Here is a 26122-nt window from a genome sequence, read left to right on the forward strand (position 1 = left end):
GCTTATTCTTGTTATTCGATCACCTTGGGTACCAGGAACAGGCCCCGCTCCACGGCGGGCGCGCTGCGCTGGTTGGCCTCGCGCTGGTCTGGCTCGCTCGCGGTGTCTTCCCGCAGGCGCAGGGCGATGTCCTGGATGGCCGCCACGGGGTGGGAGAGGGGTTCCAGGCCGGCGGTATCCACAGCCCGCATCTTCTCGACGATGCCGAAGAAGCCGTTGAGCTGGGTGAGCATGCGCTCACTTTCGGCGGGGCTCAGATCGAGCCGCGCCAGGTTGGCGATGCGGCCAATGTCCTGGGGTGTCAGTGCCATAGGGAAAACAGGTCCGGAAACGGGATGTAAAGCTGCGCTGGCGTAGGGCCGGGCGGGAGTTATTCACAGGGGATGCGGTATTATCCCGGCTTTGCCGCAATACCCTCCCCACCGCCGGTCATTGTGCGAAAAAAGCCCACAAACACCCTGTAAACACCCGGCGACGGCAGGCCGACGCGCATGCCGTGCCCGAGAGGAATTCCTGAATGTTCGGAGCTTTCCGTCGGTACTTCTCCACCGACCTTGCCATTGATCTTGGCACAGCCAACACGCTGATCTTCGCCCGCGACAAGGGCATCGTGCTCGACGAACCCTCCGTCGTTGCCATCCGCCACGAAGGCGGCCCCCACGGCAAGAAAGTCATCCAGGCGGTCGGCCACGAGGCCAAGGCCATGCTCGGCAAGGTGCCCGGCAACATCGAGGCCATCCGCCCGATGAAGGATGGCGTGATCGCCGACTTCGTGATCACCGAGCAGATGATCAAGCAGTTCATCAAGATGGTGCACCCGCGCACGCTGCTCACGCCGAGCCCGCGCATCATCATCTGCGTGCCCTGCGGCTCCACCCAGGTCGAGCGCCGTGCCATCAAGGATGCGGCCGAGGCCGCGGGCGCCACCGCCGTCTACCTCATCGAGGAACCCATGGCCGCCGGCATCGGCGCCGGCCTGCCGGTCTCCGAGGCCTCGGGCTCCATGGTCGTGGACATCGGCGGCGGCACGACGGAAGTCGGCGTGATCTCCCTGGGCGGCATGGTGTACAAGGGCAGCGTCCGCGTGGGCGGCGACAAGTTCGACGAGGCCATCATCAGCTACATCCGCCGCAACTACGGCATGCTGATCGGCGAGCCCACGGCCGAGTCCATCAAGAAGAGCATCGGTTCGGCCTTCCCCGGCTCCGAGGTGCGCGAGATGGAGGTCAAGGGCCGCAACCTCTCCGAGGGCGTGCCGCGCAGCTTCACCATCTCCAGCAACGAAGTGCTGGAGGCGCTCACCGATCCGCTCAACCAGATCGTTTCCTCCGTCAAGAACGCCCTGGAGCAGACCCCGCCCGAGCTGGGTGCCGACATCGCCGAGCGCGGCATGATGCTCACGGGCGGCGGCGCGCTGCTGCGCGACCTCGACCGGCTGCTCGCCGAGGAGACGGGCCTGCCCGTGCTCGTGGCAGAAGACCCCCTGACCTGCGTGGTCCGCGGCTGCGGCATCGCGCTCGAGCGCATGGACCGCCAGGGCAGCATCTTCACGAGCGAGTGACATGACCATGCCGCGGGGCGGAGGTTGCGGGTCCGCCGGCCGGGCAGGCCGGCCGCCGTGCCTGCGCCCCGATGGCGCCGCGTTCTCTACTGCGTCCGTGCTCGCGCGGCACCGTTCCTCCTGACATTCCCTGCGGCTGTTCCCTACCGCCATGCCCATCGGTACCCTCGAACGGACCGCGCCGTCTTTCTTCAAGCAGGGCCCGTCGCCGCGCGCCCGCTTTGCGCTGTGCGGCGCGCTGGCGCTCTTTCTCATGGTGGCGGACGCCCGCTTCCATGTCACCGAGCCGCTGCGCAAGGCCATCGCCGTGGCACTCTACCCGGTGCAGTGGGTGATGCTGCAGCCCGTGGAGTTCGTGGGCGGCGGCATGGCCTACCTGCGCACCATGGAATCCGCCCAGGCCGAGGTCGATACCGCGCGGCGCAACATGGTGGCCATGGCCCAGCGGGCCAACCAGGCCGAGCAGCTCCTGCAGGAGAACGAGCGCCTGCGCAAGCTGCTGCAGTTGCGCGACCGGCTGCAGACGCCCGCGAAGGCCGCGCAGGTGATCTACGACGCCGCAGACCCTTATACCCGCCGGGTGATGATCGACCAGGGCCAGATGGCCGGCATCGTGCTCGGCTCCCCGGTCATGGACGAATCGGGCATGCTCGGCCAGGTGACCCGGGTGCATCCGCTGCTGAGCGAGGTCACCCTGCTCATCGACCGCGACCAGGCCATTCCGGTCATGAACCTGCGCACGGGCGCGCGTGGCGTGGCCTACGGCGACCCCGTCATCGCGCACGGCGGCGGGATGGAGCTGCGCTTCATGCCCAGCAATGCCGATGTGCAGGAGGGTGACCTGCTCACTACCAGCGGGGTGGACGGCCTCTATCCGCCGGGCCTGCCCGTGGCCCGCATCGTGCGCGTGGAGCGCCGGGCCGATTCCGCCTTCGCCCGCATCTACTGCGCGCCCCTGGCGCAGGCGCAGGGCGCCCGCCACGTCATGGTGCTGCAGCCGCTCGATACCGGCCTGCCCGAGCGGCCTCCCGCCGCCGAGCCCGCGCCGGCCCGCAAGGGAGGCCGCCGATGATCATGCCCCGCGGCGAGCAGCTGCTGCTGCCCGTGCGCCCCGCCTTCATCGCGGCCAGCCTGCTGGTGGCGCTGGCGTTCAACATGCTGCCGCTCGGGCGCGTGGTGTGGACGCCCGACCTCGTCATGGTGCTGCTGGTCTTCTGGGGCGTGCACCAGCCCCAGCGCGTGGGCATGGCCGTCGCCTTCGCCATGGGCCTGTGCATGGACGTCTACCAGACCGCGCTGCTGGGGCAGCATGCGCTGGCCTATTGCGCCATGATGTTCGGCGCGATCTACCTGCACCGGCGCCTGCTGTGGTTCAGCCCGTTCTCGCAGGCGCTGCAGGTGCTGCCCCTGTTCCTGGCCGCGCATGCGATCGAGCTGCTGGTGCGCATGGTCTCGGGCGGCATCCTGCCCGGTCTGCCGGGGCTGATCGCCCCGGTGCTCGAGGCCCTGCTGTGGCCGCTCGCCAGCTGGGTGCTGCTCGCGCCGCAGCGCCGCCCGCCCGACCGCGACGAGAACCGGCCGCTGTAAGGCGCCTTCTGTTTTCCTCCGCCCTTCCGACATGACCGAGTTGCGCAACACCGAGGCCGATCTCTCGCGGTTCCGCCTGCGCGTCTTCGTCGTGGGCCTCGTGGTGCTGCTTGCCATGTGCCTGATCGTGGCGCGCCTGCTCGTGCTGCAGGTGGTGCGCCACGAAGACCTCGCCGACCAGGCCGAGAGCAACCGCACCGCGGTCGTTCCCATCGTGCCCAACCGGGGGCTCATCCAGGACCGCAACGGCGTGGTGCTGGCCACCAACTACTCGGCCTATACCCTGGAGATCACGCCCTCGAAGGTCGATGGCCTGGAGGACACGATCGACGAACTCGCCAAGGTCGTGGAGATCCACGCCCGCGACCGGCGCCGGTTCAAGCGGCTCATGGAGGAGTCGCGCAGCTTCGAGTCGCTGCCGATCCGCACGCGCCTGTCGGACCAGGAGGTCGCGCGCTTCACCGCGCAGCGCTACCGCTTCCCGGGCGTGGACATCAAGGCCCGGCTCTTCCGCAACTACCCGCTGGGCGACGTCGGCAGCCACGCCATCGGCTACATCGGCCGCATCAACCAGCGCGAGAAGGAGCGCATCGAGGATTCCGAGGACGCAGCCAACTACCGCGGCACCGACCACATCGGCAAGCTCGGCATCGAGCAGAGCCAGGAGACCACGCTGCACGGCCAGACCGGCGTGGAGCGCATGGAGACCTCGGCCGGCGGCCACGCGGTGCGGCGCCTCGCGAGCCATCCGGCCACGCCGGGCAACACCGTGATGCTGTCGCTCGACATCAAGCTGCAGAAGCTGGTGGAGGACATGTTCGGCGACCGCCGCGGCGCGCTGGTGGCGATCGATCCGCGCAACGGCGAAGTGCTCGCCCTGGTATCGAAGCCCACCTTCGATCCGAACCTGTTCGTGGAAGGCATCGATTCGGAGAACTGGCAGGCGCTCAACGAGTCCATCGACAAGCCGCTGCTCAACCGCGCGCTGCGCGGCACCTATCCGCCCGGCTCCACCTACAAGCCCTTCATGGCGCTCGGCGCGCTGCAGCTGAACAAGCGCTCGCCCACGCAGGTGTACAACGACCCGGGTTTCTATACCTACGGCGGCCACACGTTCCGCAGCCATGAAGGCGGCCTGGGCGGGGTGGACATGGTGCGCGCCATCCAGTTCTCCAGCAATACCTACTTCTACTCGCTGGCCGTGGACATGGGCGTGGACACCATCCACGACTTCATGAAGCCGCTGGGCTTCGGCCAGATCACGGGCATCGACCTCAATGGCGAGGTGCGCGGCGTGCTGCCCAGCACCGAGTGGAAGCGCAATACCTACAAGCGCCCGGAGATGAAGCGCTGGTACTCCGGCGAGACCGTGTCGCTCGGCATCGGGCAGGGCTACAACAGCTTCACCATGCTGCAGCTGGCCTCGGCCGAGGCGACGCTCGCCAACGGCGGCATCCGCTACCGCCCGCACCTCGTGAAGGCCGTGCGCGACACGGTCACCGGCGCGGTCACGGAAGTGCAGCAGCCACCGGGCGAGAACCTGGGCTACTCGCCGAAGAACCTCGAGATCGTGCGCAACGGGCTCACGGCGGTGATCAAGGCCGGCACGGGCACGCGCGTGTTCGCCGGGGCTCCCTACACCGCGGCCGGCAAGACCGGCACCGCCCAGGCCGTGAGCCTCGGGCAGAACGTGAAATACAACGCCAAACTGCTGGAAGAGCACCAGCGTGACCATTCCCTGTTCGCCGCCTTCGCGCCGGCCGAGAGCCCGCGCATCGCCGTCGCGGTGATCGTGGAGAACGCGGGCTTCGGGGCCGCGGCCGCCGCGCCCATCGTGCGCCGGGTGTTCGACTACTGGCTGCAGGGCGACTACCCCAACGAGCAGGACCTGGCGGCGGTCGCCAAGGGCCAGGCCGGCGCGCCCATGGGCACGCCGCGCCGCGCGGCCGACGTGCAGGTCACGGCTCCCGCGCCCTGACGGAAAGGCGATCGCGGCCTGTCAGCCGGCGGCCTGCGGCGCGCGCGGCGGCTGCAACTGGCTGGCGATCAGCGCGCCGACGATGAGGGCCGCCCCGCACACGCCGGTCCAGCCCAGGCGTTCGCCGATCAGCGCCCAGGCCGTGAGCGCCGCGAACACCGGTTCCAGGCCGAAGACGATGGCGCTGCGCATGGCATCCACGCGCTGCTGGCCCCACGCCTGCAGCGTGACCACCAGCACGCTGGCCACCACCCCCAGGTAGGCCACCGCGGCCCACGCATCGCCCGGCAATTGCGCGACCTGCGCCACCGACGTGGCATAGCCGCCATGGCGCACGCCCACCAGCACGGTGGCGGCGCCGAACATCACCAGCGCCTGCATGGCCGCCATGCGCGTGGCCCGCAGCGGCGTCGCGGCCGTGCGGCGCGCGCATTCCTCCAGCGCGAGGATGTAGATGGCGTAGAACACCGTGCTGGCCAGGGTCAGGGTATCGCCCAGGTTCCAGGGTTCGTTCTCGTGGAACATCAGGCCCATGCCCGCCAGTGCCATGCCGCAGGCGGCCCACAGGGCCCACCCGTAGCGCCGGCCCAGCACGGCCATGGCCAGCAGCGGCACGACCAGCACGTTCAGGCCGGTGACGAAGGCGTTGCGGTTGCTGCTGGTGCGCGACAGCCCCTCGATCTGCAGCCAGAACGCCAGGAACAGGAGGGCGCCCAGCAGCAGCCCCCAGCCGAACTCGGCGCGGCGCATGCCGCGCCACATCGGGCTGAGCACGGCCAGCGCGATGGCGAAGCGCATCCAGATGATCTGCAGCGCGTCCAGGTGCGCGGACAGCATCTTCATCGCGGGGAAGGTCGTTCCCCAGACCATGGTGACGAGAAGGAGGGCCAGCAGGCCCTGGCGTTCGGAGCGCAAGGCGGTCAGCTGCCCATGCGTCCCAGGAAGGCGCGGATGCGGTCGTTGGCCGGGTTGGCGAAGAACTCGGCCGGCGGCGCATCGTGCGCGATGCGGCCCTGGTCGAAGAACATCACGCGGTCGGCCACTTCGCGGGCGAAGCCCATTTCATGGGTGACCACGATCATGGTCATGCCGCCGCGCGCGAGTTCGCGCATCACGTCCAGCACTTCCTGCACCATTTCCGGGTCCAGGGCGGAGGTGGGCTCGTCGAACAACATCACCTTGGGCCGCATGGCCAGCGCGCGGGCGATGGCCACGCGCTGCTGCTGGCCGCCCGAGAGCTGCCAGGGGTACTTGTGGGCATGCTCGCGCAGGCCCACGCGCCGCAGCAGCTGCAGGGCCTGTTCGTTCGCCTCGGTGCGCGGCGTGCGGTGGATGCGGCGCGGCGCGAGCGTCACGTTGTCGAGCACGCTCATGTGGCCGAACAGGTTGAACTGCTGGAACACCATGCCGACCTCGCTGCGCTGTTGCTGCAGGACGCGCTGGTCGTCGGTGACTTCCACGCCGCCGATGGTGATGCGGCCGCTGTCGTGCGGCTCCAGCCGGTTGATGGCGCGCAGCAGCGTGGACTTGCCCGAGCCGGAGGCGCCGATGATCACGGTGACCTCGCCCGTGTTGAACACGGTGGAGACATCCTTGAGCACCTGGTGCGTGCCGAACGCCTTGCAGACGTTCTCCGCCACGATGTAGGGCGTGGCGATGGTGGTGTGCGGCCGGTTCATTGGGCGCGGCCCTCCACGTCGAAGCGGTGCTCGATGGCGTTCGAGACCTGGGTCACCAGCGTGGTCAGCAGCAGGTAGGTGATGGCCACCGTGGAGAGCGTGGCGATCGGCTGGAACGTGGCCGACTGGATGCGGTTGCCCACGTTGGTCAGCTCCACCACGCCGATCGCGTAGGCGAGCGAAGAGTCCTTGAGCAGCGCAACGAAATTGCTCACCAGCGGCGGCAGCGAAATCTTGAAGGCCTGGGGGAACACCACGTCGAAGAAGACATGCGTGCGCGACAGCCCCAGGGCGCGTGCCGCCTCGGTCTGTCCGCGCGGCACGGCCAGCAGGCCTGCGCGGATGGCTTCGGAGTTGTAGGCGCCCACGTTCAGGCCCAGCGCCACCACGGCGGCGGCGAAGTCGGGCAGGTTGAGCCCCGGCACCAGCACCGGCAGCGCGAAATACACGAACAGGATCTGCACCAGCAGCGGCGTGCCGCGGATCACCCAGATGTAGAAGCGGGACACCCAGCGCAGCGGCGTCCAGCGCGCGGTGCGGGCCAGGGCTGCGCCGGTGCCGAGAACGAGGCCGCAGAACCCGCTCACGAGCGTGAGCCAGAGCGTGGTGCGCGCGCCGTCGGCGAAGGCCTGCGCGTTGGGGCCGATGGGGTCGGGGAGGAAGGAGAGGGCCTGGCCGAGCAGGGCCAGGGCCAGCACCATCAGCACCAGGGCCGAGACCAGCGTCGCATTGCTGCGCTGCTGGCGGCTCCAGTGCCGGGGCCAAAGAGCGGTGAGCATGGAGAAAGCGTCCGGAAGGCCGGCCGTGCACCCGTTTCAGGGCGCCGGCCGGCGGTCAGGGATCAGGGGGCGCAGCGGACGTCTTCGTTGAAGTACTTCTTCGACACGGCGGCATAGCTGCCGTCGGCCAGGATCTCGGCGAAGGCCTTGTTCCAGGCATCGGCCAGGCCGGTGTTGCCCTTGGCCACGGCCGGGGCAATCTTCTCGATGAAGAGCATGTCGCCGAGCTTCAGGCCGGCCTTGGGGTTCTTGGCGGCGACTTCCTTGGCGACGAACTTGTCGGTCACCCAGGCGTCCACGCGCTTGGAGGTGAGAGCGCTGCGGGCATCCACGTCGGTCGGGAAGTTCTTCACGTCCTTCACGCCGGGCACCTTCTTCACGTTCTCCAGGTAGCTCGTGCCGGTCTGCACGGCCACCACCTTGCCGGCGAGGTCCTTGCCCGCGCGGATGGCCGGGTCCATGGAAATCACCATGCCGCCGGAGCAGTAGTGGGGCGTGGCAAAGGTGACGGCCTTGGAGCGCTCTTCCGTCACGCCGTGCGAGGCGATGGCGACGTCCCAGCGGTCCTGCGCGAGGCCGGTCAGCAGGGCGTCGAAGCCCAGCGTCTTCCATTCCACCTTCAGATTCATCTTCTTGGCCACCAGGTTGGCGACCTCGACCTCGAAGCCCGTGAGCTCCGTGCCCTTGAAATAGTTGAAGGGCGCAAACTGCCCCTCCGTGGCGATGATGATCTTGCCGTCCTTCTGGATGGCGTCGATCGGGCGGGCCTGTGCCGAGAAGGCTGCGCATAGCGCCACGGCGGCGGTGGCCATCGTCTTGAGAATCTTCATCTGCGGTTCCTGGTGGGGTGGGACAGGGTACAAAAAATCCGGCTTGGCGTGTGGCGAAGCCGGACATGGTGGACCCGCCGCCCGGGGTCGGGCGTCACGGAGTGGACACATTATAAAGACGGGGCATGGCCCCATGCCCCCTCGAAAATGCGGATGGTCCGGTGCCGCATGGAGCGGCTACACGGCTGAGCAAGAAGCGGACCTGCCCTGGCGCTCAGCACTCCACGATGTTCACCGCCAGGCCGCCCCGGGCCGTCTCCTTGTACTTGGTGAGCATGTCGGCGCCGGTCTCGCGCATGGTCTTGATGACCTGGTCCAGGCTCACGAAGTGCGTACCGTCGCCATGCAGCGCCATGCGCGCCGCGTTGATCGCCTTGACCGAGGCGATGGCGTTGCGCTCGATGCACGGGATCTGCACCAGCCCGCCGACCGGGTCGCAGGTCAGCCCCAGGTGGTGCTCCATGCCGATCTCCGCCGCGTTCTCCGCCTGGGCCGGCGTGCCGCCCAGCGCCGCGCACAGCGCACCCGCCGCCATCGAGCACGCCACGCCCACCTCGCCCTGGCAGCCGACTTCCGCCCCGCTGATGGACGCGTTCTGCTTGTAGAGGATGCCGATCGCCCCGGCCGTGAGCAGGAAGTCCACCACGCCGCGATCGCTGGCACCGGGCGCCGTGTGCACGTAGTAGTGCAGCACGGCCGGCACGATGCCGGCGGCGCCGTTGGTCGGGGCGGTGACCACGCGGCCGCCGGCGGCGTTTTCCTCGTTGACGGCCAGCGCCCAGAGGTTCACCCAGTCGAGCACCCGAAGCGGGTCTTCCGGGCGCGGATCGAACGTTCCCAGCCGCTGCACGAGTGCGGCTGCGCGTCGCTTCACCTTGAACCCTCCGGGCAGCAGGCCCTCGGTGCGGCAGCCGCGCTCGACGCAGGCCTGCATGGTGCGCCAGATGGCGAGCAGGCCGGCGTCGATCTCCGCATCGGTGCGCCAGTGCCGCTCGTTGGCGCGCATCACGCCGGCGATGTCCAGGCCGTGCGTGGCCGTGAGGCGCAGCAGGTCGGCCGCGTCGCCGAAGGGCAGCGGCAGCACCGACGGGTCGGGCGCCACCACCTTGTGCCGCGATCCGTCCGCTGCCACCGCCTCGCTCACCACGAAGCCGCCGCCCACGGAGTAGTAGGTGGCCTCGTGCAGCAGCTCCCCGGAGGCGGCGTGCGCCGCGAAGCGCAGCCCGTTGGCATGGAAGGGCAGGGTCTTGAGGGCGTAGAAGCGCAGGTCGCGCCGTTCGTCGAAGGCGATCGGGTGGTGGCCTGCGAGCGGCAGGCGCCCGCCAGCGCGGATATCCGCCACGTAGCCGCCGATGCGGTCCACATCGACCGTGTCGGGCTCGTGCCCCGCGAGGCCCAGCAGCACGGCGGTATCGCTGCCGTGGCCCTTGCCCGTGGCGCCCAGCGAGCCGTACAGCTCCGCCTCCACGCGCCCGGTGGCGGCCATCAGGCCCTGGTGTTCCAGGGCGTGGGTGAACAGGCGGGCGGCACGCATGGGCCCCACCGTGTGGGAGCTGGACGGCCCGATGCCGATCTTGAAGAGGTCGAAGACGCTGATGGCCATGGGAGCGGAGTGCAATGCTGCGGATGGGCGCACAGCGTAGGCAACAAGTTTCTCCAGGTCCACTGATCTTTCGTGAGGGAATACATTAGCGATTCTGTCGATTTGCGAAAGCCGGGACCCCATGGACATGAACCGCCTGCGCGCCCTGCGCGAACTGGCCCGCTGCGGCACGATGGCCGCGGCTGCCGAGGCGCTGGCCCTCACGCCCTCGGCCGTTTCGCAGCAGATCGCGCAGCTGGAGGCGGAGGCAGGCATCGCGCTGACCGAGCGCCAGGGACGCGGCGTGCGCCTCACGCCCGGCGGCGAAGCGCTGGTGCGCCACGCGGAGCGCCTGATGGCGGTGCTGGACGAGGCGAAGTCCGAGCTGGCGCTGCTGCGCCGCGAACTGGCGGGCGAGTTGCGCGTGGCGGCGTTCCCGTCGATCGCCTCGGCGCTGCTGCCGGAGACGATCCAGGCGCTGCGGGCTGCCTATCCGCGCCTGCGCCTGGCCGTGGAGGAAATGGAGCCGGCGGACGGCCTGGCAGCGCTCGGCTCCTGGCGCGCCGACATCGCGCTCATCGACCACCTCGCGCTGCGCCGGGACCGGCGGCAGGACGGATACGGCTTCGTGGCGCTGGCCCGGGATTCGCTGCACGTCCTGCTGCCTGGCACCCATCCCCTGGCGGCCCGTCCGTGGCTGGGCGTGGCGGACCTGCGGGACGAGCCCTGGGCCATGGACGCCGCCTCCAGCAGCTTCGGCGAGTTCGTGCGCAACCTCTGCCTCGCGGAAGGCTTCGAGCCGCGCATGGACGTGCGCGCCCTCGGCTTCGAGGTGGTGTCCGCCATGGTGGGCGCCGGCTGCGCCGTGACCGTGGTGCCCGGACTGCGCCTGCTGCGCCCCTTGCCCGGCACCCGCGCCGTGCCCCTGCGCCCGGCCGTCGCCCGGGAGATCTCCGTCGCCTTCCGGCGCGGCGAGCGCGACCACCCGGCCGTGAAGGTCTTCATCGACGAGATCGTGCGCGCGGCGGAACGCCTGTCCCGCCCTGCAGGCGATGTCACCTCATGAATCCGTCATAGCCGGTCTTCAGGATCAGCGCCCCCACGACGAGAATGAAGATGCCGCGCACGAACCCCGTGCCGTGCTTCATCGCCATGTGCGTGCCCAGCACGCTGCCCACCACATTGGCCACCGCCAGCGGCAGCGCGAAGTGCCACCACACCTGGCCCTTGGCCGTGAACAGGATCAGCGCGGCGACGTTGGTCGCGAGGTTGAGCAGCTTGGCCGAGGCCGAGGCATTCAGGAAGTCGTAGCCCAGCAGCCGCACGAACAGGAACACGAAGAAACTGCCCGTGCCCGGGCCGAAGAAGCCGTCGTAGAACCCGATCGCGAGACCGATCAGGCAGGCCACGCGGGTCTCGGCGGCACCCTCGAAGCGCGGCGCATGGTGCTTGCCGAGATCCTTGCGCGCCAGGGTGTAGAGCAGCACGGCGAGCAGGATGAAGGGCAGGATCCGGCGCAGGAAGTCCACCGGCACCACGGTGACCGTCCACGCCCCGGCGAACCCTCCCGCGAAGCCCGCTGCAGCGGCCGGCAGCAGCGATTGCCAGCGTATCTGCACGCGGCGGCTGTACTGCCAGGTGGCGATGGCGGTGCCCCAGATCGAGCCGCTCTTGTTGGTGCCCAGCAGGGTGGCCGGCGGCGCGTTGGGGAAGGTGGCGAACAGGGCGGGCACCAGGATGAGCCCGCCGCCGCCCACGATGGCGTCCACGAAACCGGCCAGCAGCGAAGCCAGCGAAACAATGATCCATTCCATCCCCGGATTGTCTCACCCGCTATCGTTTCAATAGCTGGCGGGCAAAAAAAAGCGCCGGGATCACCGGCGCTTGTGGAAACAGGGCATCTTGTAGGGGATGCTTGGAATATGTTTTCGAGTTCGAGTTTGTCTCCTCGGCCCCCTCGTGGCGCGGCGTGCGCGCCATCGGGTAACTGCAATGTAACTCCCGCACCCCGCTGGTGCATTGGGGGTTTCCCGCAGATCGTCCATGCGCGATGGCGGTGCGCGAAGGTGGCCTGCCGGAGGCCGCGATGGTGCACCGGCCCGTGGCCGGCTGCGTGTCAGCCACCGGTCCGGGCTTCGGCGCGCAGCCATTCGGCCGCCTTTTCCGCGATCATCAGGGTGGGCGAATTGGTGTTCCCGCTCGTGATCGTGGGCATGGCGCCCGCATCCACCACCCGCAGGCCCGCGATCGTGCCGCCCCGGCCGTCTCGCACGCGCAGCCGCGCGTCAAGCACGGCGGCGGGGTCTCCGTCGGCGCCCATGCGCGTGGTGCCCACGGGATGGAAGATGGTGGTGGCGATGTCTCCGGCCAGGCGCGCGAGTTCCTCGTCGGTCTGGTATTGCGGGCCCGGCTTCCACTCCTCGGGCCGGTAGGGCGCCAGTGCCGGTTGCGCCACGATGCGGCGCGTGACGCGCAGCGAATCGGCGGCCACCTGCCGGTCCTCCGGCGTGCTCAGGTAGCGCGGCGCGATGGCGGGCGCGTCCTGGAAGCGGGGGCTGCGGATGCGCACCGTGCCGCGGCTCGTGGGATTGAGGTTGCACACGCTGGCGGTGAACGCCGGGAACGTGTGCAGCGGCTCGCCGAACGCATCGAGCGACAGGGGCTGCACGTGGTACTGGATATTGGGGTGCGGCTGCTCCGGTGCGCTGCGGGTGAAGGCCCCCAGTTGCGAAGGCGCCATGCTCATCGGGCCGGTGCGTTTCAGGGCGTACTCGAGCCCGATGCGCGCGCGGCCCCACAGGTTGCCCGCCAGCGTGTTGAGCGTGGGCACGCCGTTCACCTTGAAAACCGCACGGATCTGCAGGTGGTCCTGCAGATTGCCGCCCACCCCCGGCAGGTCGTGCGCCACGGGGATGCCATGCGACTGCAGCAACTCTCCCGGGCCGATGCCCGAGAGCTGCAGCAGTTGCGGCGAATTGACGGCGCCCGCGCTCAGGACCACGTCGCGGGCGGCATGCGCGGTCACCATCTCGCTGCCGTTCCACACCTCCACGCCCGTGCAGCGGCTGGTGCCGTCCGGCAGGGTCTCCAGCAGCAGCCGGGCGGCCTGCGCGCCGGTCCACATCTCGAAATTGGGGCGGCCATAGCAGGTGGGCCGCAGGAAGGCCTTGGCGGTGTTCCAGCGCCAGCCGTTCTTCTGGTTGACCTCGAAATACCCCACGCCCTCGTTGCTGCCGCCATTGAAATCGTCGGTCGCCGGGATGCCGGCCTGCTGCGCCGCGAGGGCGAAGGCGTCCAGCACGTCCCAGCGCAGGCGCTGGCGCTCCACCCGCCATTCGCCGCCGCCCCCGATGCTCTTGCTGCCATGCAACCGCCGGAACGCCTCGCTCGCCGTGTCGGGGCGGTCCAGGCGCCAGTGGTCCTCGTGGCGGCGGAAGGCCGGCAGCACGGATTCCCAGCGCCAGGCGTCGTCACCGGTGATCTCCGCCCACTGCTCGTAGTCCCGTGCCTGCCCGCGCATGTAGATCATGCCGTTGATGCTGCTGCAGCCGCCCAGGGTCTTGCCGCGCGGGTAGCGCAGGCTGCGGCCGTTCAGGCCCTCGTCCGGTTCGGTCTGGTAGAGCCAGTCGGTGCGCGGGTTGCCGATGCAGTAGAGGTAGCCCACGGGAATGTGGATCCAGTGGTAGTCGTCCTTGCGGCCTGCCTCCACGAGCAGCACGCGGTGCCGCGGGTCGGCGCTCAGCCGGTTGCACAGCAGGGCGCCGGCCGTGCCGCCGCCGATGACGATGGTGTCGAAAGTGGTGTCGCTCATGGAAGGGAGGGCGGGGACGCCGCGGTGCGGCAATGGGCCCGGCCATTGTGCGCAGCGGTGCCGTGCTGTCGATAGGGAAACACCTGCTGCTCCTGGTTCGATAGCATTGCTGCGCCATCCCTGTTGGTCGCATGCCGGTTTTGAAGAAATTTCAACCGCCGCGCTCCGCCATACGGACGGGCTCTGCGCTGACGCGTGCGGCGCGCCGCGCTCCGCTAACATCCGGTTGCCGTTTTTCGCGGCGTTTTTTCTCCGCCCTTTCAACGCCACCGCATCCTGCCAGCCCCTTCCGCCCCGATCCGGCCCCGTTTCCCCTCCATGAGCGACAGCCAGCCACGCATCACACGCACGGACACCCCCGAAGGGCCGGTCGCGGCGCTGCTCGGCCGCTGGGGCGCTGCGGAACTGGGCACGCGGCCGGCCTGGAAGGCCCTGTCGGCGCAGCTGGCGAAAACGCCGCCCGCGGCCGGCCTGGGGTGGGACCTGCGCGGCGTCGAATGGCTCGACCACGTGGGCGCGCAGCTGCTCTGGAACCATTGGGGACGGGAGTGGCCCGAACGCCTCTCGGTGGACGGCGCGCAGCGCGACATGCTCGAGCGCGTGGCCGAATACACCGTCACCCGCCGGCCACCCGAATCGCCCTGGCGCCTGGCCGAGGAGGTCGATCGGCTCGGCGTGAAAGTGCTCAGCGCCCTCGGCCACGGCCGGCACCTGCTGGAGCTGGTGGGCCAGCTGATGATCGACCTGGTCCGGGTGGTGCGCGCACCGCGCCGCGCGCCCTGGCGCGACATCTCGGGCCACCTCTACCGAATGGGTGCCACGGCCCTGCCCATCACGGCCATCGTGGGCTTCCTGATCGGCGTGGTGCTGGCCTACCTCATGAGCCTGCAGCTGCGGCAGTTCGGGGCCGAGTCCTTCATCGTCAACATCCTGGGCATCTCGCTGATCCGGGAGCTGGGCCCGATGCTGGCGGCCATCCTCGTGGCGGGCCGCTCCGGCTCGGCCATCACGGCGCAGATCGGCGTCATGCGGGTCACCGAAGAACTGGATGCGATGCGCGTCATGGGCATACCGCACGGCTTCCGGCTGGTGATGCCGCGCGCGGTGGCCCTCGCCATCGCCATGCCGCTGATCGCCGTCTGGACCACGCTGTGCGCCCTGGCGGGCGGCATGCTCGCGGCCGACATCGCCATGAATGTCTCGCCTGCCTATTTCGTGCAGGCGCTGCCCAATGCGGTGGGCTTCTCCAATCTCGTGCTCGCCATGGGCAAGTCGGTGGTGTTCGGCGTCGGCATCGCCCTCATCGGCTGCCACTGGGGCCTGCGCGTGAAGCCCAACACCCAGAGCCTGGGCGAGGGCACCACGGCTTCGGTGGTGAACGCCATCACCATGGTCATCATCGTGGACGCGCTCTTCGCGATCGCGTTCAAGAACCTGGGGATCTGAGCGCATGACGAGCGAAGCAGAAGCAGACGCCATCGCCACGGGTCCCGCAGCCGCCCCCGAGCCGCCGCCGAAGGACGCGCCGCCCGTGGTCGAGATCCAGGGGCTGTCCACCGTGTTCGGCAAAGGCGACGAAGCCTTCGCGGTGCACGAGAACCTCGACCTCACGGTGCGCCGCGGCGAGATCCTCGCGCTCGTGGGCGGCTCGGGCACCGGCAAGACCGTGCTGCTGCGGCAGATGCTGGGCCTCACCCGTCCGGCCAAAGGCAGCGTCACCGTACTGGGCCGGCCGGCCTCCGAAATGGGCCGGGCGGGCGCCGCGAGCCGCGTGGGCATGCTGTTCCAGCACGGCGCCCTGTTCTCGGCGTTCAGCGTGCTGGACAACGTCGCCTTCGCGCTGCGCGAGCAGGGCACCCTGCCCAAGGAGCTGATCTGCGATGCCGCCATGGTCAAGCTGCGCATGGTGGGCCTGAAGCCCGAACACGCCACGCGCAGCCCGTCCGACCTCTCCGGCGGCATGATCAAGCGCGTGGCACTGGCGCGCGCGCTCATCATGGATCCGCCGCTGCTGCTGCTCGACGAGCCCACCGCGGGCCTCGACCCGAACAGCTCCGACGAATTCTGCGAACTGCTGCGCGAGCTGCATGCCGCGCTGGGCCTCACCGTGGTGATGGTCACGCACGACCTGGACACGCTCTTCGCGCTCAGCACGCGTGTCGCGGTCCTCGCGGAAAAGCGGGTCATCACCAGCGGCACGCCGCAGGAGGTGACCCGCTTCGAGCATCCGTTCATTCAACACTTTTTCCTCGGGGAGCGCGGCCGCCGCGCGATGGCGCCCGCGCCGTCGGTGCCGCCTGCCGCCGCCCCGGGACAGGAGGCCTGATGGAAAACAAGTCCCATGCCCTGGCCGCGGGCATTTTCGTGGTCGTCGTGGCGGCGCTGCTGGCGGGGCTGGGCCTGTGGCTCACGCGTGACCGGGCGAGCTACCAGCTCTACGAGCTGTCCACCCGCGAGAGCGTGGGCGGCCTGCAGCCCCAGGCCGCCGTGCGCTACAAGGGGGTCGCCGTGGGCAAGGTCACGCGCATCGGCTTCGATCCCGACGTGCCGGGCAATGTGCTCATCCGGATCGCCGTCAATGACCAGGCGCCCGTCACCCCGGCCACCTTCGCGGTCCTGGGCTACCAGGGCGTCACCGGGCTGGCCCACGTGCTGCTCGATGACGGCAACGGACCGCAGCCGGCGCTTCCCCGCGGGGCGAGCGGCCTGCCGCGGCTGCCCCTCAAGAGTTCCCCCTTCAGCCAGCTCGCGGAGCAGGGCCCCGCCATCCTCGCGCAGGTGCAGCAGGCGACCGATCGCATCAACGACCTGCTGGGCGACGAGAACCAGAAGCGCTTCTCCCTGGCGCTGGAGAACCTCGGCCAGGCCGCAGGCAGCGCCAATGCGCTCATGAAGCGGCTCGATGCCACCGTGGAGCAGCGTCTCGACCCCGCGCTGGCCTCGGTGCCGGGCGTGGCGAGCGATGCACGCGAGACGCTCAAGGCGCTGCGGCAGGCGGGAAACAACGCCGGTGACGCAGCCAACGAGGTCAAGGCCGCCGTGCGCAAGCTCAGCGCCGAAGGCGGGCCGCTGGACCAGATCGCCGACAGCTCGCAATCGCTCTCGCAGGCCGCGGACCGCTTCGGCCGCGTGACGCTCCCGCGCCTGAACCACGCCGCCGACGAGACTTCGCGCGCTGCGCGCCGTCTGGGCCGGGCGGCCAGCGGCTTCAGCGACAACCCGCAATCGCTCATCTACGGGCCCGGCCGTTCGGCGGGCGGCCCCGGCGAGCCCGGATTCGAGGCGCCTGCCACCGCGGCTCCCTAAGGCGCAGGTCGTCCACCCGGGCACCTGCATGCACGCACTGCAGCACCTTCCACCGCATCCATGGACATGACGAGGAACGACATGGCACACCACGCAGTCACTCCCCGGGCCCGCGGCCTCTGGGCCGTCGCCCTTGCGGCCGCAGCGCTCATGGCGGGTTGCTCCGCCCTGCCCGCGCCACCGCCCCGGGCCGACGTGTACGACTTCGGTCCCGGCCCGCTGGCGCAAGCGCCTGCAGAGCGCGGTGCGCCGCTACCGCCCATCGCGCTGCCGGAGGTGGCCGTCGCGGGGCCGGTCGAGGGCAGCACCGCCGTGCTGTACCGCCTGGCCTACGACGATCCGCGCCACTTGCGCCCCTACGGCCAGGCACGCTGGAGCCAGCCGCCCGCGCAGCTCGTGCAGCAGGCCCTGCGCGACCAGCTCGGCCTGCGCCGCCCCGTGCTCATGGGCGACGAAGGCGCATCGCAGCTCGTCGATACCGGCAAACCGCCCGCGGTGCTGCGCGTCGAGATCGAGGAGTTCAGCCAGGTCTTCCAGGCGCCCAAGGCCAGCACCGGCGTGCTGCGGCTGCGTGCCTCGCTCGCCGACTCCACCCAGGCCGGCGAGAAGCTCGTCGCCCAGCGCGTATTCGTCATCCAGCGCCCGGCCCCCACTGCCGACGCGCGCGGCGGCACGCTCGCCATGGCCGAGGCGGCCGCCCAGGCGTCGCAGGAGGTGGCGCAGTGGGTGGAGCAGATGGGGCGGTAGGCGGGTCACGTCCTGGATTTCTGGACGATGTTGTCGATGAACGAGGCATTGCGAGCCAACACCCGGTCCACCAGGTCGGCGTCCGGCATCCAGCTGCATCCTGAAAGATGCCCCAAACCTTGGCGCAACGAAAGAAGCGATGCGGTGGATCTGCCAACGTCGAGTGCGGCATACCAGCGCTTCACCGCCGCCGCTTCGGGCGTGGCGTTCTGGTGCAGTGCTTCGCGCATGCAATCGACGACGGCCTCGTGCACCGGATCGAGACCTTTCGCATAACGGCTGTTCAGCACACTCCGGTCGAGCAGCACGTTCAGCGCCAGCCCGGGGTTCTCGATGACCTTTCCCCAGCCATGCCGCACCGGATCCTGCGAACTTGACGTGGCGTCTTTCTCCCGGTCGTAGCGGAACCCCGTGACATCGATGTTCACGACCTGGTGCCGGCCGTCTGCGCCAGGGACAACCAGCATGTTGTCCGGCCCCAGATCGGACGATTCCCCCAGGGTTAACCGGGTCAGCAGCGACATGAACAGTCCGTCCAGCCCTTGCTGTTGCAATGTCTCGCTCAGTGCCCGCCGGCCCGAGTGGAGATTGGCGGGATCGTTGATCCGTGCGACCAGTGCCTGCGCCCGTGCGACCTCATCCGGTCCTGCCCGGTTTCCGGCAGCGGCTGCCTTGATGAGCGACGCAGCACGTTTTGCGTCCGCGAGCGAAACGCCATCCGGAAGAAAAGGCTGGGTCAGGAAGACATCGAGCGGCGTGGCGTCCGAAACGAGCCGCGAAGCGATCAATACATTGTTCTCCACGGTCAGCAGGGACGAGTCCGGGATATGGTGCTTTGCGAGATAGGTACCCTGCAAGGCATTGACCATGTCCTGTGCGGCCGCCACGTTGATGGCATCGAAAATGACCGGTATGCCGAGGGGATTTCTCAACGTTGGATCTGCGCGGACGAGGCTCGCATGAATGTCGCTGACATCGTTGATGTCCAGCTCGTCCACCTTCGCTTTCTCCGCCAGTTTTCTTCCTTTCCCGCTTTGGAGAAAGCCATGGAAGGCATCTGTCAGCTCCCGTTCCAGGGCCCCTTTCGCGGTGCCACCCTCCACAAGCCTGTCCCAGGCACTGACGATGTACCCCAGGCGCTTGTTCGCTTCGGCAATTTGCCCTTTCGCACAAAGTGCAACCGCCTGGCCCAACAAGCTTCGCGAGATTCCTGTCTTGACAAGATGCTCCTCGCCATCGATCTTCCCGATCATTCCGACGTCGCTGCCTCCCAACGCCTTCTTCGAGCGTGAGAAGACAACGCCATTTCCGGAGACTCCCGATGCGGCCTGGGCGTCGCCTGGGGTGCTGTGGGTGGACAGGAACGACAGGTGTTTGATGATCAAGAACATGGCCCTGTGAGGCCGGTGCCCTTGGGCCGGCCTGGCGGGGCGGTCTATCGACGCCGAATGCCTGGCGGGCAGTGCCTCTCGGTCAAGGGGAGGCGCAGGATCGTCACCCGTCACTCTTCTGCGTGGCAATCCATCCAGCCCCGGGACTTGGATGTGCCCGGCATGGCGACCCGCCGGGACGGCAGGCGCCGCGTTCTGCTCGAGATCATTGGTTCCACGGGAGGATGAGCCCGTGGCGCGTGCCTGACGATTGATACGATATTCCACGATGTTTTCCGCAGCAAATGGAAAATCTTGGGGGACAGAAGGCGCATCGCCCAGTCAGCCTGCGTACCAGTCCATCGATACACGAAAAATAGAGCCGCAGCGCGGGAACGGAGCCCACGCGCTCCCATGGGCAGCATCGACCTCGACCGGATCAACGCCGAACCCGGCCACGACGCGCAGGGCCTCGTGGGCTCGTGCAGCGGGCCCTGCGCGACCGGCTCGGCTTGCGCCGTCGCGTCTTCATCATCCAGCGGAGCCCCGCCCCCACGGCCAACACCCGCGCGGCGGCACGCTCGCCATGGCCGAGGGGCCGCTCAGGCGTCGCAGGAGGTGGCGCAGTGGGGGCGCAGATGGGGCGCTAAGTCATTGCGCCAGCGCCGCGATGCGGCGCAGCAGCGCTTCGACGTCCTGCCTGCGAACTGGAAGGAATTCCTGCACCGTCGTGTCTGGAGGGGGGTTGCTCTGCCAGTTCCTTGTTGCAGAGCGCCATATTGGCGTAGCTCTATTGAGCGGCGTTGTCGCCCTTTTCGGCACGCTCCTGTATCCGCATGAGGCAGATGCCGCGAAGGTTGTATTCATCCTGCGTTTCGCAGCTGCGCGCGCTGTCGATCCACCACCAGGCGGTGTAGATGCCGATCAGTAGCAAAAGCATTGCCATGCCAGTATTGACGCGGCTCCTTTGATGCCGATGTATCGAAGAGCCTTCCGGCATTGGCATTTATTCGCCCAGCGTTGCCAGTGCATGTGCCAATGCATCCAGGCTTGCCCTCCGCACCGGCATGAATTCGCGCACGGTGCTGCCCGGCGGGGGGGGGCTGGCCAGTTCGCGTTCGCAAATGGCCATGTTCGAACGGATAGCTTCGCGAGTGGGCTGTAACACGCGGTGGTGGGCACTTTCGGCACGGTTCAGATAATCCACCAGAGTCAGGTGTGCACACTGGGTCAACAACGGAATCTGTGCACTGGCCTTCTCGAGATTGAAAGCGCCGCAGCCAGGGTATATATAAAGTTGGAGAAGGCGTAGATGTGCATCGGGGCTGCTCTGCGCGATGCGCAGCATGATCCCTTCCACTGTGCGTGCGTCGAAGCCAGGAATCCGGTCGCAATAGCCAAGCATTTCCCCACGCAGATCCAGGCCTTCCCGGGCACCGTGCATTGCACGCAATTGCCAGATGCGAGCTTCCGATTCCTGGCTTTCTGTTTCGAGATAACTTCCATAGGCCCACTGCGCAGCGTTATCCCCCCGCTCGGCCCGCTCTTTTATCTGCATCAGGCAGATGCCGTGATACGAGTACTCGTCCTGCTGGCCACACCGTGCACTGTCGGCCCACCACCAGACGGTGTAGATACCCAGCAGTATTGAGATGAGCACGAGCCATTTGGCGCCGTATCCAAGGCGTCTCCACCATCGAAGCATCATTGTTTCCTCAGCATCTCTCGGGCCGACCGGCCAGTGACGGGGCCGCCGGCATCGCGTGGTGACGTACGGGTGGTAGCGATGGGTTCGCCATCCGGGCCCCAGGTTCGCCATTGTCCCGGGCGCAGAAGGTTGGGGACAGCCAGGCGTTCGAGCACGCCAGGTAGCTTCTCGAAGGCGCCTTGGCCAATGGCGGGGCCTCCGAACGCTTGGTTCCAGGTGGTTGTGGTGGGCGCGGTGACGTGGGTGAGCAAGCTTCTGGCCAATGCACTTGCAACGCCGTCAGGAACTGCTCCTGCATTGCATGCGTCTATCAAAATGGGTTGCCTGTGCCATATGCCGCTGGTACGGATGGTCCGGGCGATTTCCTCAATGTTCGTGACTCCCTGCAGGCGGTGCGCGGTCGCGTGGGCGAAAAGATAAAGATATCCCTCGACGCCTCGTTCTCTCAACCCCGATAGATACAGAGCTTTGTCTCCAGGTTGGATGAGGATGATCTTTTTGCGGATGGGATCGATGGTCGCGATCTTTTGCACCAATTTCCGCGAGTCATCCAGCCCTTCGAACACCAGCTTGGGCAACCCCTTCCCCGGTCCATACTGAATCCGCCCATTCTCGATGGGCTCCGCAGGTCCCTCCCGGAACCAGTAGGCAAGCGACATCCGGTCTTTCCTCCCCATGTGCATGTGCATGGAAGGCCGGCGCGGCCTTCCTCCGGGCGGTGCGTGCCCTGGACGGATGCCAATGTGCCTGCATCGGGAGGTGTGCGGATGGCCGTTGCACCGCGTGTTCTGCAATGCAGAACATTTCCACCGCGCGCTGGACAAGCGCGGTGGAAATGGGTTTGGTGAAGCAGGAAGGCGACGCGATGGCGCCGCAATGCCACTAGCGCAGCGACACGAAGACCGGGTTCGAATAGAACCAGAGGTTGCCGTAGTTGCGGTCGTTGATCTGGTCGTGGCGGGTGGCAGGATCGGTCGTGGTGACCGGCTGGTCCGCCAGCGGCTCACCCCCGGACGTGAGGCCGGCCACGTTCTCGCCGAGGTTGGTCCCGCGCAGGCGCAGGTACTGGTTCTTCGTGACGGTCATCGGGAACTCCACCACGTTGTAGCCTTCCTCGTCGGTGGTCCAGTCCGCGGCGGTGAAGCGGCGCAGCACGCGGGTGCTCGGGTTGGTGGCCTGCCGGTAGGCGTCGGTGCCGGGCTGTGCCTTCGCACCCACGTCGCCCACGATGAGATCCACATGGTCCACCCTGGGCGTCATGTTGCCCGGATTGCCGCTCGCCACCGGGCGCTGGTAGTTGTTGACCGGCGGGCTCTTGAAGCGGATGCGCACCGTCACGCGTTCACCGGCGGCAGCCTGGATCTCCTGGCCCATGGTGGCCCGGCCGGCCGCGCCGGACACGTTGAAGTCCAGGGCGTTGATCAGGTCGCCGAACACGCCGAAGCTGCGGCCCGCGCGCAGGCTGTCGATCAGCCCGTCGATGTGGCCTTCCGCCTTGGCGCTCTGCCAGACGTAGGTCTTGGCGTATTCGCCGGGGTAGTAGCCGCTGCTGTTGTTGTTGGAGTCGATCTCGAAGTGCGAGTCGGAGTCGGCGATGTTCCAGATGCGGCGGCCTTCGCCCAGCAGCGCGTCCCACACGCCGCCCAGCTGCGCCACGATGTAGTCGGTGCCGCCGTAGGTGCGGTTGGGTTTGTTGGCGTCGATGTAGGCCGAGGTGTAGCCGCCGCGGTCGGGTTCGAGCTGGTTGCCCACCATGCCTTCGATGGCGAACACGATCCTGGGCGCCAGGTCGTTCATCTGGCGGAAGTCGGCGATGGTGTACTTGTTGGGGTTGCGCGAGGGGTGGTTGATCAGCGCGTAGCTGTTGTCGGGATACTTTTCCTTCAGCCACGCGATGGCCTTGATCGCGTCGTCGCCGGTCTGGTTGTAGCGCTGCGGGTACCGGGCCTTCCAGCGGGCCACGTCGGCCGGGTCGAACAGCGACTCGGCGCCGGTGGTGAAGAGGTATTGGAATTCCTTGGCCGCGCTGGCGGAGGTCTTCCAGTTGCCGCTGGCTCCTTCGAAGATGCCGACGCCGATGTGGTCGTGAGTGGGCATGTCCCACTCGAAGGCCGAATAGATCAGCTTGCCCTTGTAGTTGCCGGCGTCCTGCAGCGCCTGGATGCGCGGCATCTCGTAGCTTTCCATGCCGTAGGCGAAGGCCCTGGGCGCGGGCAGCAGGTTGGCCGCGTTGTCGTACTTGGACGAGCGCAGGTGGTTGGTCACGGCCATCCAGTCCAGGCCGTAGCTCGTGAAGGCCTTGCCGAGCAGGAAGTCCAGGGTCTGCGTGGTACGCGAGTCGTCGGATTGCACCGTGTGCGTGTGCAGGTCGCCGGTGGTCCAGCGGCCCTTCTCGAAGGCGTCGGACGAGCCGCCGGAGCCGCCGCAGGCGCTCAGGAGAAGAAGCAGCAAGGAGGAGGCCGCCAGGGAATGGCGCACGGGCCGGCGTGCGCGGAGCGTGGAAGTGTGCATGGGACGCGGATGTTGTAGGGCGCTATAGGGGCGTGCCCCCATGGCGCGCGACGGCGCCCGGAGGCCGGCGATTTGTAACCAGGTTTCATGACCATCTGGTGACGTATGTCTCGCCCGCCCCCGCCTTCCGCGTCCTTTGCCTCAGAAACTGTGCCGCAGCGTCAGCGTCGCATTGCGCGGCGCTCCCGGCAGGTTCAGGTTCGCGTTCGATCCATGGGCCGACACGATGTAGTTGCGGTCGAACAGGTTACGCAGGTTCAGCTGCAGCGTGGTCGCGCGGCCGATGCGGTACTGCGCCATGGCGTCCACCACCACGTACGACGGCAGCGTCACCGTGTTGCCCGGGTTGGCGAACCGGTCGCCCACGTAGTTCACGCCGCCGCCCACGCTCCAGGCCTCGCCGAGCTGCTGGGTGATCCAGGCCGAGAAGGCATTGCGCGGGGTGAGGGTGGCGCGCTTGCCCTCCACCAGCTGGCCCGCGTCCGTGGCCGTGGAGCGCGTGACGCGCGTATCCAGGAACGCGTAGCTGAAGGTCGCCTGCGTGCCGGGGCGCAGTTCTCCCGAGAGCGACAGCTCCAGCCCGCGCGTGCGCTGCGTGCCGATGGGGATCAGCACCGTGGGCTGCGCCGGGTCGGCGGTCTTGATGTCGGTGCGCTCCAGCTGGAAGAGCGAGGCCGTGGCGGTGGCGCGGCCGCCCAGCAGCTCCCACTTCGTGCCCACTTCGTAGTTGGTAGTGCGCTCGGGCTTCACGGACGCATTCGATGCCGACAGCGCGAACATCTCGGCCGACGGCTGGTATGAACGGCTCACCGACGCGTAGTACGACTGCACGGCATCGGGCTGCCAGACCAGGCCCAGGCGTGGGCTCCAGGTGGTGTCCGTGCGCTCGAAGTCCGCCTGGCCCGGCAGGCGGTTGTCGGTCTCCTGGCCGAACCGGTCGTAGCGCAGGCCTGCCAGCAGCTTCCACTCCGGCGTGAACGTGACCTGGTCCTGCACGTAGGCGGCACGCGTCAGGTAGCGGTTCAGCGTGCTGCCCGTCAGGGCACCGCCGCCATTGAGGGGCGCCACGGGCAGCACCGGGTTCCACAGGTTCACGGTGCCGAGCGTGCCGCCCGACAGCGTGAGCGCGTCCTTGTTCTGCTGGCCCAGTTCCACGCCGTACAGCACCTCGTGCTCCACGCTGCCGGTGCGCAGTTTCTGGATCAGCTCGGTCTGGTTGAACACGCCATGCTCGAAACGGTCGATGCCCGAGCGCGTGAGCGCCACGGTACCGGCGGCCTCGTTCACGCCGCCGGAGGGCAGCGTGTTCTGGCGGTCCAGCTCGTAGTGGTAGTAGCGCAGGGCATTGCGCACGCGCAGGGTGTCGGAGAAGCGGTGCTCGAAGGTGGCCGTGAAGGAGCCCACCTTGGATTCCGACGTGTCCGCATCGCGTGCATTGGCCGAGCCGTAGTAGGTGCCGGGGTCCACGGCCACCGGGCGGCCCCGGTATGCCGGAATGCCGAAGTCGGTCACGCGTTTGTCCCGCAGGTAATCCGCCTGCAGCATCAGCGAGGAGGCGCCATCGGGCTTCCACAGCACCGACGGGGCGATCGCCTGGCGCTCCAGGAACTGCTGGCTGCGGTAGCTGTTGGCGTCCTCGGCCGCACCCGTCACCCGCCAGGACCAGTCGCTGCCCGCGGGCGCGCGGCCCACATCGAACTCGGCACGCTTGTCCGCCCAGCTACCCACGCTCACGGCCGCATCGGACACATTCGTGCCCGGCTTCTTCGTGACGCGGTTCACCAGGCCGCCCGAGGAGCCGCGGCCATAGAGCACGGCGGCCGGCCCCTTCACCACTTCCACGCGTTCGATGTTGGAGAGGTCGCGGAAGTAGAGCGCATCATCGCGGAAGCCGTCCACGAACTGATCGCCGATGCTGGTGAATCCGCGGATGCTCACCTGGTCGCGCTGCCCGTCGCCCGTGGACAGGCCTACGCCCGCCACATTGCGCAGCGTGTCCTGGATCGAGGTGGCGCCCTGGTCGCGGATCACCTGCTGGGGCACCACGTCGATGGTCTGCGGCACGTCGCGCAGGGCCGCCTCGGTCTTGGTGCCGCTGGCGGACGAAGGCGCGTAGTAGGCCGTGTCCTCGCCACGCGCGGCCTGCACGCGCACCTCGCCCAGCGCGGGCGCGCCACCGGCGGCCTGGCCCGGTGCTTCCTGAGGGCGTTCGATGGTGAAGGTGCGCCCATCCTGCGCGCGCACGACGAGACCCGAACCGGCCACGAGGCGGTCCAGCGCCTCGCGCACCTCCAGCGTGCCACGCAGCGCGGGCGCACGCAGCCCCTGCGCCAGCTCGGTGGCGAACACGATCTGCGCGCCGCTCTGGCGGGCAAGTGCGGATAGCGATTGCGCCAGCGGCTGCGCGGGCAGGTCGATGGTCAGGGGCTGGGCATGGGCGGCTGCGGCGATGCACAGCGCCGCGGCCAGGGCCGCGCCCCGGAGGGCGAAGGATCGGGGCTGGCGCAGGATGTGCAGGGGGCGCGGAGCGCGGAACGGGGTCGGCATGGAACGGAAACTCCTGGCGGAAGACAGTGAAGGAATGGCCGGAAAAGGGCTCCGGCTTGCCTGCAAGCCGAACGGGCGCGCGGGTTTGTACACCTCTCCCCACAAAAAATTGCCAGGCGCTCGTGG

General features: G+C 68.4%; 23 protein-coding genes. 9 read left to right on the forward strand and 14 right to left on the reverse strand.

The window, feature by feature from the left end:
• Positions 1-11: 11 nt before the first annotated feature.
• On the reverse strand, positions 12-311 hold the full coding sequence (gatC, locus tag ACAV_RS01715; protein WP_013592861.1) for an Asp-tRNA(Asn)/Glu-tRNA(Gln) amidotransferase subunit GatC: 300 nt from the start codon (positions 309-311) through the stop codon (positions 12-14).
• A 206-nt stretch (positions 312-517) separates the two neighbouring features.
• On the opposite strand from gatC, the gene ACAV_RS01720 reads away from it, so the two are divergent.
• The 4 genes from ACAV_RS01720 (at position 518) to mrdA (ending at position 5126) form a co-directional block, all read left to right on the forward strand.
• A complete protein-coding gene (locus tag ACAV_RS01720; RefSeq protein ID WP_013592862.1) occupies positions 518-1561 on the forward strand; it encodes a rod shape-determining protein in 1044 nt (347 codons plus the stop codon).
• 151 nt (positions 1562-1712) lie between these two features.
• Positions 1713-2633 (forward strand): rod shape-determining protein MreC, encoded by a 921-nt coding sequence (gene mreC / locus ACAV_RS01725; protein WP_013592863.1) that lies wholly within the window; start codon positions 1713-1715, stop codon positions 2631-2633.
• Complete coding sequence (mreD, locus tag ACAV_RS01730) at positions 2630-3148, forward strand: rod shape-determining protein MreD (protein ID WP_013592864.1); 519 nt, start codon at positions 2630-2632, stop codon at positions 3146-3148. Before mreC ends, mreD begins: the two co-directional genes overlap by 4 nt.
• 31 nt (positions 3149-3179) lie before the next feature.
• On the forward strand, positions 3180-5126 hold the full coding sequence (mrdA, locus tag ACAV_RS01735) for a penicillin-binding protein 2 (protein WP_013592865.1): 1947 nt from the start codon (positions 3180-3182) through the stop codon (positions 5124-5126).
• Positions 5127-5147: 21 nt separating this feature from the next.
• Here the strand turns inward: mrdA and ACAV_RS01740 are convergent, their stop codons facing one another.
• The 5 genes from ACAV_RS01740 to ACAV_RS01760 form a co-directional block, all read right to left on the reverse strand.
• Positions 5148-6041 (reverse strand): DMT family transporter, encoded by an 894-nt coding sequence (locus tag ACAV_RS01740; protein ID WP_013592866.1) that lies wholly within the window; start codon positions 6039-6041, stop codon positions 5148-5150.
• Between the two features lie 5 nt (positions 6042-6046).
• Positions 6047-6805 (reverse strand): amino acid ABC transporter ATP-binding protein, encoded by a 759-nt coding sequence (locus tag ACAV_RS01745; protein ID WP_013592867.1) that lies wholly within the window; start codon positions 6803-6805, stop codon positions 6047-6049.
• Entirely contained in the window at positions 6802-7584 is a 783-nt protein-coding gene (locus tag ACAV_RS01750; RefSeq protein ID WP_013592868.1) for an amino acid ABC transporter permease, read from the reverse strand. The genes ACAV_RS01745 and ACAV_RS01750 overlap by 4 nt, the downstream gene beginning before the upstream one ends.
• Before the next feature lie 62 nt (positions 7585-7646).
• On the reverse strand, positions 7647-8414 hold the full coding sequence (locus ACAV_RS01755; protein ID WP_013592869.1) for an ABC transporter substrate-binding protein: 768 nt from the start codon (positions 8412-8414) through the stop codon (positions 7647-7649).
• A gap of 214 nt (positions 8415-8628) precedes the next feature.
• Positions 8629-10017: an L-serine ammonia-lyase gene (locus ACAV_RS01760; RefSeq protein ID WP_013592870.1), complete on the reverse strand. Its 1389-nt coding sequence runs from the start codon at positions 10015-10017 to the stop codon at positions 8629-8631.
• 121 nt (positions 10018-10138) lie between these two features.
• Between ACAV_RS01760 and ACAV_RS01765 the strand changes: the two genes are divergently transcribed.
• Positions 10139-11062 carry a LysR family transcriptional regulator gene (locus ACAV_RS01765; protein WP_041828508.1) on the forward strand — a complete coding sequence of 308 codons (924 nt, stop codon included), beginning with the start codon at positions 10139-10141 and terminating at the stop codon, positions 11060-11062.
• On the opposite strand, the gene ACAV_RS01770 is transcribed toward ACAV_RS01765, so the two are convergent.
• A complete protein-coding gene (locus ACAV_RS01770) occupies positions 11052-11810 on the reverse strand; it encodes a sulfite exporter TauE/SafE family protein (RefSeq protein WP_013592872.1) in 759 nt (252 codons plus the stop codon). The genes ACAV_RS01765 and ACAV_RS01770 overlap by 11 nt on opposite strands.
• A 302-nt stretch (positions 11811-12112) precedes the next feature.
• Entirely contained in the window at positions 12113-13807 is a 1695-nt protein-coding gene (locus ACAV_RS01775) for a GMC family oxidoreductase (protein ID WP_013592873.1), read from the reverse strand.
• A 318-nt stretch (positions 13808-14125) separates the two neighbouring features.
• Between ACAV_RS01775 and ACAV_RS01780 the strand changes: the two genes are divergently transcribed.
• The 4 genes from ACAV_RS01780 to ACAV_RS01795 all read left to right on the forward strand — a co-directional run bounded on the left by ACAV_RS01780 (position 14126) and on the right by ACAV_RS01795 (position 17860).
• Positions 14126-15253 (forward strand): MlaE family ABC transporter permease, encoded by a 1128-nt coding sequence (locus tag ACAV_RS01780; RefSeq protein ID WP_013592874.1) that lies wholly within the window; start codon positions 14126-14128, stop codon positions 15251-15253.
• A 4-nt stretch (positions 15254-15257) separates the two neighbouring features.
• Positions 15258-16133: an ABC transporter ATP-binding protein gene (locus tag ACAV_RS01785; protein ID WP_013592875.1), complete on the forward strand. Its 876-nt coding sequence runs from the start codon at positions 15258-15260 to the stop codon at positions 16131-16133.
• Positions 16133-17113, forward strand: coding sequence for an MlaD family protein (locus ACAV_RS01790; protein ID WP_013592876.1), 981 nt, complete (start codon positions 16133-16135; stop codon positions 17111-17113). Before ACAV_RS01785 ends, ACAV_RS01790 begins: the two co-directional genes overlap by 1 nt.
• 81 nt (positions 17114-17194) lie before the next feature.
• Positions 17195-17860 carry an ABC-type transport auxiliary lipoprotein family protein gene (locus ACAV_RS01795; RefSeq protein WP_013592877.1) on the forward strand — a complete coding sequence of 222 codons (666 nt, stop codon included), beginning with the start codon at positions 17195-17197 and terminating at the stop codon, positions 17858-17860.
• A gap of 5 nt (positions 17861-17865) precedes the next feature.
• Here ACAV_RS01795 and ACAV_RS01800 read toward each other — a convergent pair whose 3' ends face one another.
• From ACAV_RS01800 to ACAV_RS01815, 6 genes are all read right to left on the reverse strand, one after another.
• Positions 17866-19251 (reverse strand): hypothetical protein, encoded by a 1386-nt coding sequence (locus ACAV_RS01800; protein ID WP_013592878.1) that lies wholly within the window; start codon positions 19249-19251, stop codon positions 17866-17868.
• Between the two features lie 769 nt (positions 19252-20020).
• Positions 20021-20176, reverse strand: a complete 156-nt coding sequence (locus tag ACAV_RS24425) for a hypothetical protein (RefSeq protein WP_013592879.1) — start codon at positions 20174-20176, stop codon at positions 20021-20023.
• 60 nt (positions 20177-20236) lie between these two features.
• Entirely contained in the window at positions 20237-20935 is a 699-nt protein-coding gene (locus ACAV_RS01805) for a hypothetical protein (protein ID WP_157768816.1), read from the reverse strand.
• Positions 20935-21597, reverse strand: coding sequence for a DUF8616 domain-containing protein (locus ACAV_RS23950; RefSeq protein ID WP_013592881.1), 663 nt, complete (start codon positions 21595-21597; stop codon positions 20935-20937). The genes ACAV_RS01805 and ACAV_RS23950 overlap by 1 nt, the downstream gene beginning before the upstream one ends.
• A gap of 223 nt (positions 21598-21820) precedes the next feature.
• Positions 21821-23449, reverse strand: a complete 1629-nt coding sequence (locus tag ACAV_RS01810; RefSeq protein ID WP_013592882.1) for a CehA/McbA family metallohydrolase domain-containing protein — start codon at positions 23447-23449, stop codon at positions 21821-21823.
• A 141-nt stretch (positions 23450-23590) separates the two neighbouring features.
• On the reverse strand, positions 23591-25996 hold the full coding sequence (locus ACAV_RS01815) for a TonB-dependent siderophore receptor (protein WP_013592883.1): 2406 nt from the start codon (positions 25994-25996) through the stop codon (positions 23591-23593).
• Between the last annotated feature and the right edge of the window lie 126 nt (positions 25997-26122).

The organism is Paracidovorax avenae ATCC 19860, assembly GCF_000176855.2.
Classification (GTDB): domain Bacteria; phylum Pseudomonadota; class Gammaproteobacteria; order Burkholderiales; family Burkholderiaceae_C; genus Paracidovorax; species Paracidovorax avenae.

What these genes read in the sequence shown, in the direction of transcription:
- gatC (WP_013592861.1), bottom strand. Translation starts at nt 311, where the DNA reads ATGGCACTGACACCCCAGGACATTGGCCGCATCGCCAACCTGGCGCGG.
- ACAV_RS01720 (WP_013592862.1), top strand. Translation starts at nt 518, where the DNA reads ATGTTCGGAGCTTTCCGTCGGTACTTCTCCACCGACCTTGCCATTGAT.
- mreC (WP_013592863.1), top strand. Translation starts at nt 1,713, where the DNA reads ATGCCCATCGGTACCCTCGAACGGACCGCGCCGTCTTTCTTCAAGCAG.
- mreD (WP_013592864.1), top strand. Translation starts at nt 2,630, where the DNA reads ATGATCATGCCCCGCGGCGAGCAGCTGCTGCTGCCCGTGCGCCCCGCC.
- mrdA (WP_013592865.1), top strand. Translation starts at nt 3,180, where the DNA reads ATGACCGAGTTGCGCAACACCGAGGCCGATCTCTCGCGGTTCCGCCTG.
- ACAV_RS01745 (WP_013592867.1), bottom strand. Translation starts at nt 6,805, where the DNA reads ATGAACCGGCCGCACACCACCATCGCCACGCCCTACATCGTGGCGGAG.
- ACAV_RS01750 (WP_013592868.1), bottom strand. Translation starts at nt 7,584, where the DNA reads ATGCTCACCGCTCTTTGGCCCCGGCACTGGAGCCGCCAGCAGCGCAGC.
- ACAV_RS01755 (WP_013592869.1), bottom strand. Translation starts at nt 8,414, where the DNA reads ATGAAGATTCTCAAGACGATGGCCACCGCCGCCGTGGCGCTATGCGCA.
- ACAV_RS01760 (WP_013592870.1), bottom strand. Translation starts at nt 10,017, where the DNA reads ATGGCCATCAGCGTCTTCGACCTCTTCAAGATCGGCATCGGGCCGTCC.
- ACAV_RS01765 (WP_041828508.1), top strand. Translation starts at nt 10,139, where the DNA reads ATGGACATGAACCGCCTGCGCGCCCTGCGCGAACTGGCCCGCTGCGGC.
- ACAV_RS01770 (WP_013592872.1), bottom strand. Translation starts at nt 11,810, where the DNA reads ATGGAATGGATCATTGTTTCGCTGGCTTCGCTGCTGGCCGGTTTCGTG.
- ACAV_RS01775 (WP_013592873.1), bottom strand. Translation starts at nt 13,807, where the DNA reads ATGAGCGACACCACTTTCGACACCATCGTCATCGGCGGCGGCACGGCC.
- ACAV_RS01780 (WP_013592874.1), top strand. Translation starts at nt 14,126, where the DNA reads ATGAGCGACAGCCAGCCACGCATCACACGCACGGACACCCCCGAAGGG.
- ACAV_RS01785 (WP_013592875.1), top strand. Translation starts at nt 15,258, where the DNA reads ATGACGAGCGAAGCAGAAGCAGACGCCATCGCCACGGGTCCCGCAGCC.
- ACAV_RS01790 (WP_013592876.1), top strand. Translation starts at nt 16,133, where the DNA reads ATGGAAAACAAGTCCCATGCCCTGGCCGCGGGCATTTTCGTGGTCGTC.
- ACAV_RS01795 (WP_013592877.1), top strand. Translation starts at nt 17,195, where the DNA reads ATGGCACACCACGCAGTCACTCCCCGGGCCCGCGGCCTCTGGGCCGTC.
- ACAV_RS01800 (WP_013592878.1), bottom strand. Translation starts at nt 19,251, where the DNA reads ATGTTCTTGATCATCAAACACCTGTCGTTCCTGTCCACCCACAGCACC.
- ACAV_RS24425 (WP_013592879.1), bottom strand. Translation starts at nt 20,176, where the DNA reads ATGGCAATGCTTTTGCTACTGATCGGCATCTACACCGCCTGGTGGTGG.
- ACAV_RS01805 (WP_157768816.1), bottom strand. Translation starts at nt 20,935, where the DNA reads ATGCTTCGATGGTGGAGACGCCTTGGATACGGCGCCAAATGGCTCGTG.
- ACAV_RS23950 (WP_013592881.1), bottom strand. Translation starts at nt 21,597, where the DNA reads ATGTCGCTTGCCTACTGGTTCCGGGAGGGACCTGCGGAGCCCATCGAG.
- ACAV_RS01810 (WP_013592882.1), bottom strand. Translation starts at nt 23,449, where the DNA reads ATGCACACTTCCACGCTCCGCGCACGCCGGCCCGTGCGCCATTCCCTG.
- ACAV_RS01815 (WP_013592883.1), bottom strand. Translation starts at nt 25,996, where the DNA reads ATGCCGACCCCGTTCCGCGCTCCGCGCCCCCTGCACATCCTGCGCCAG.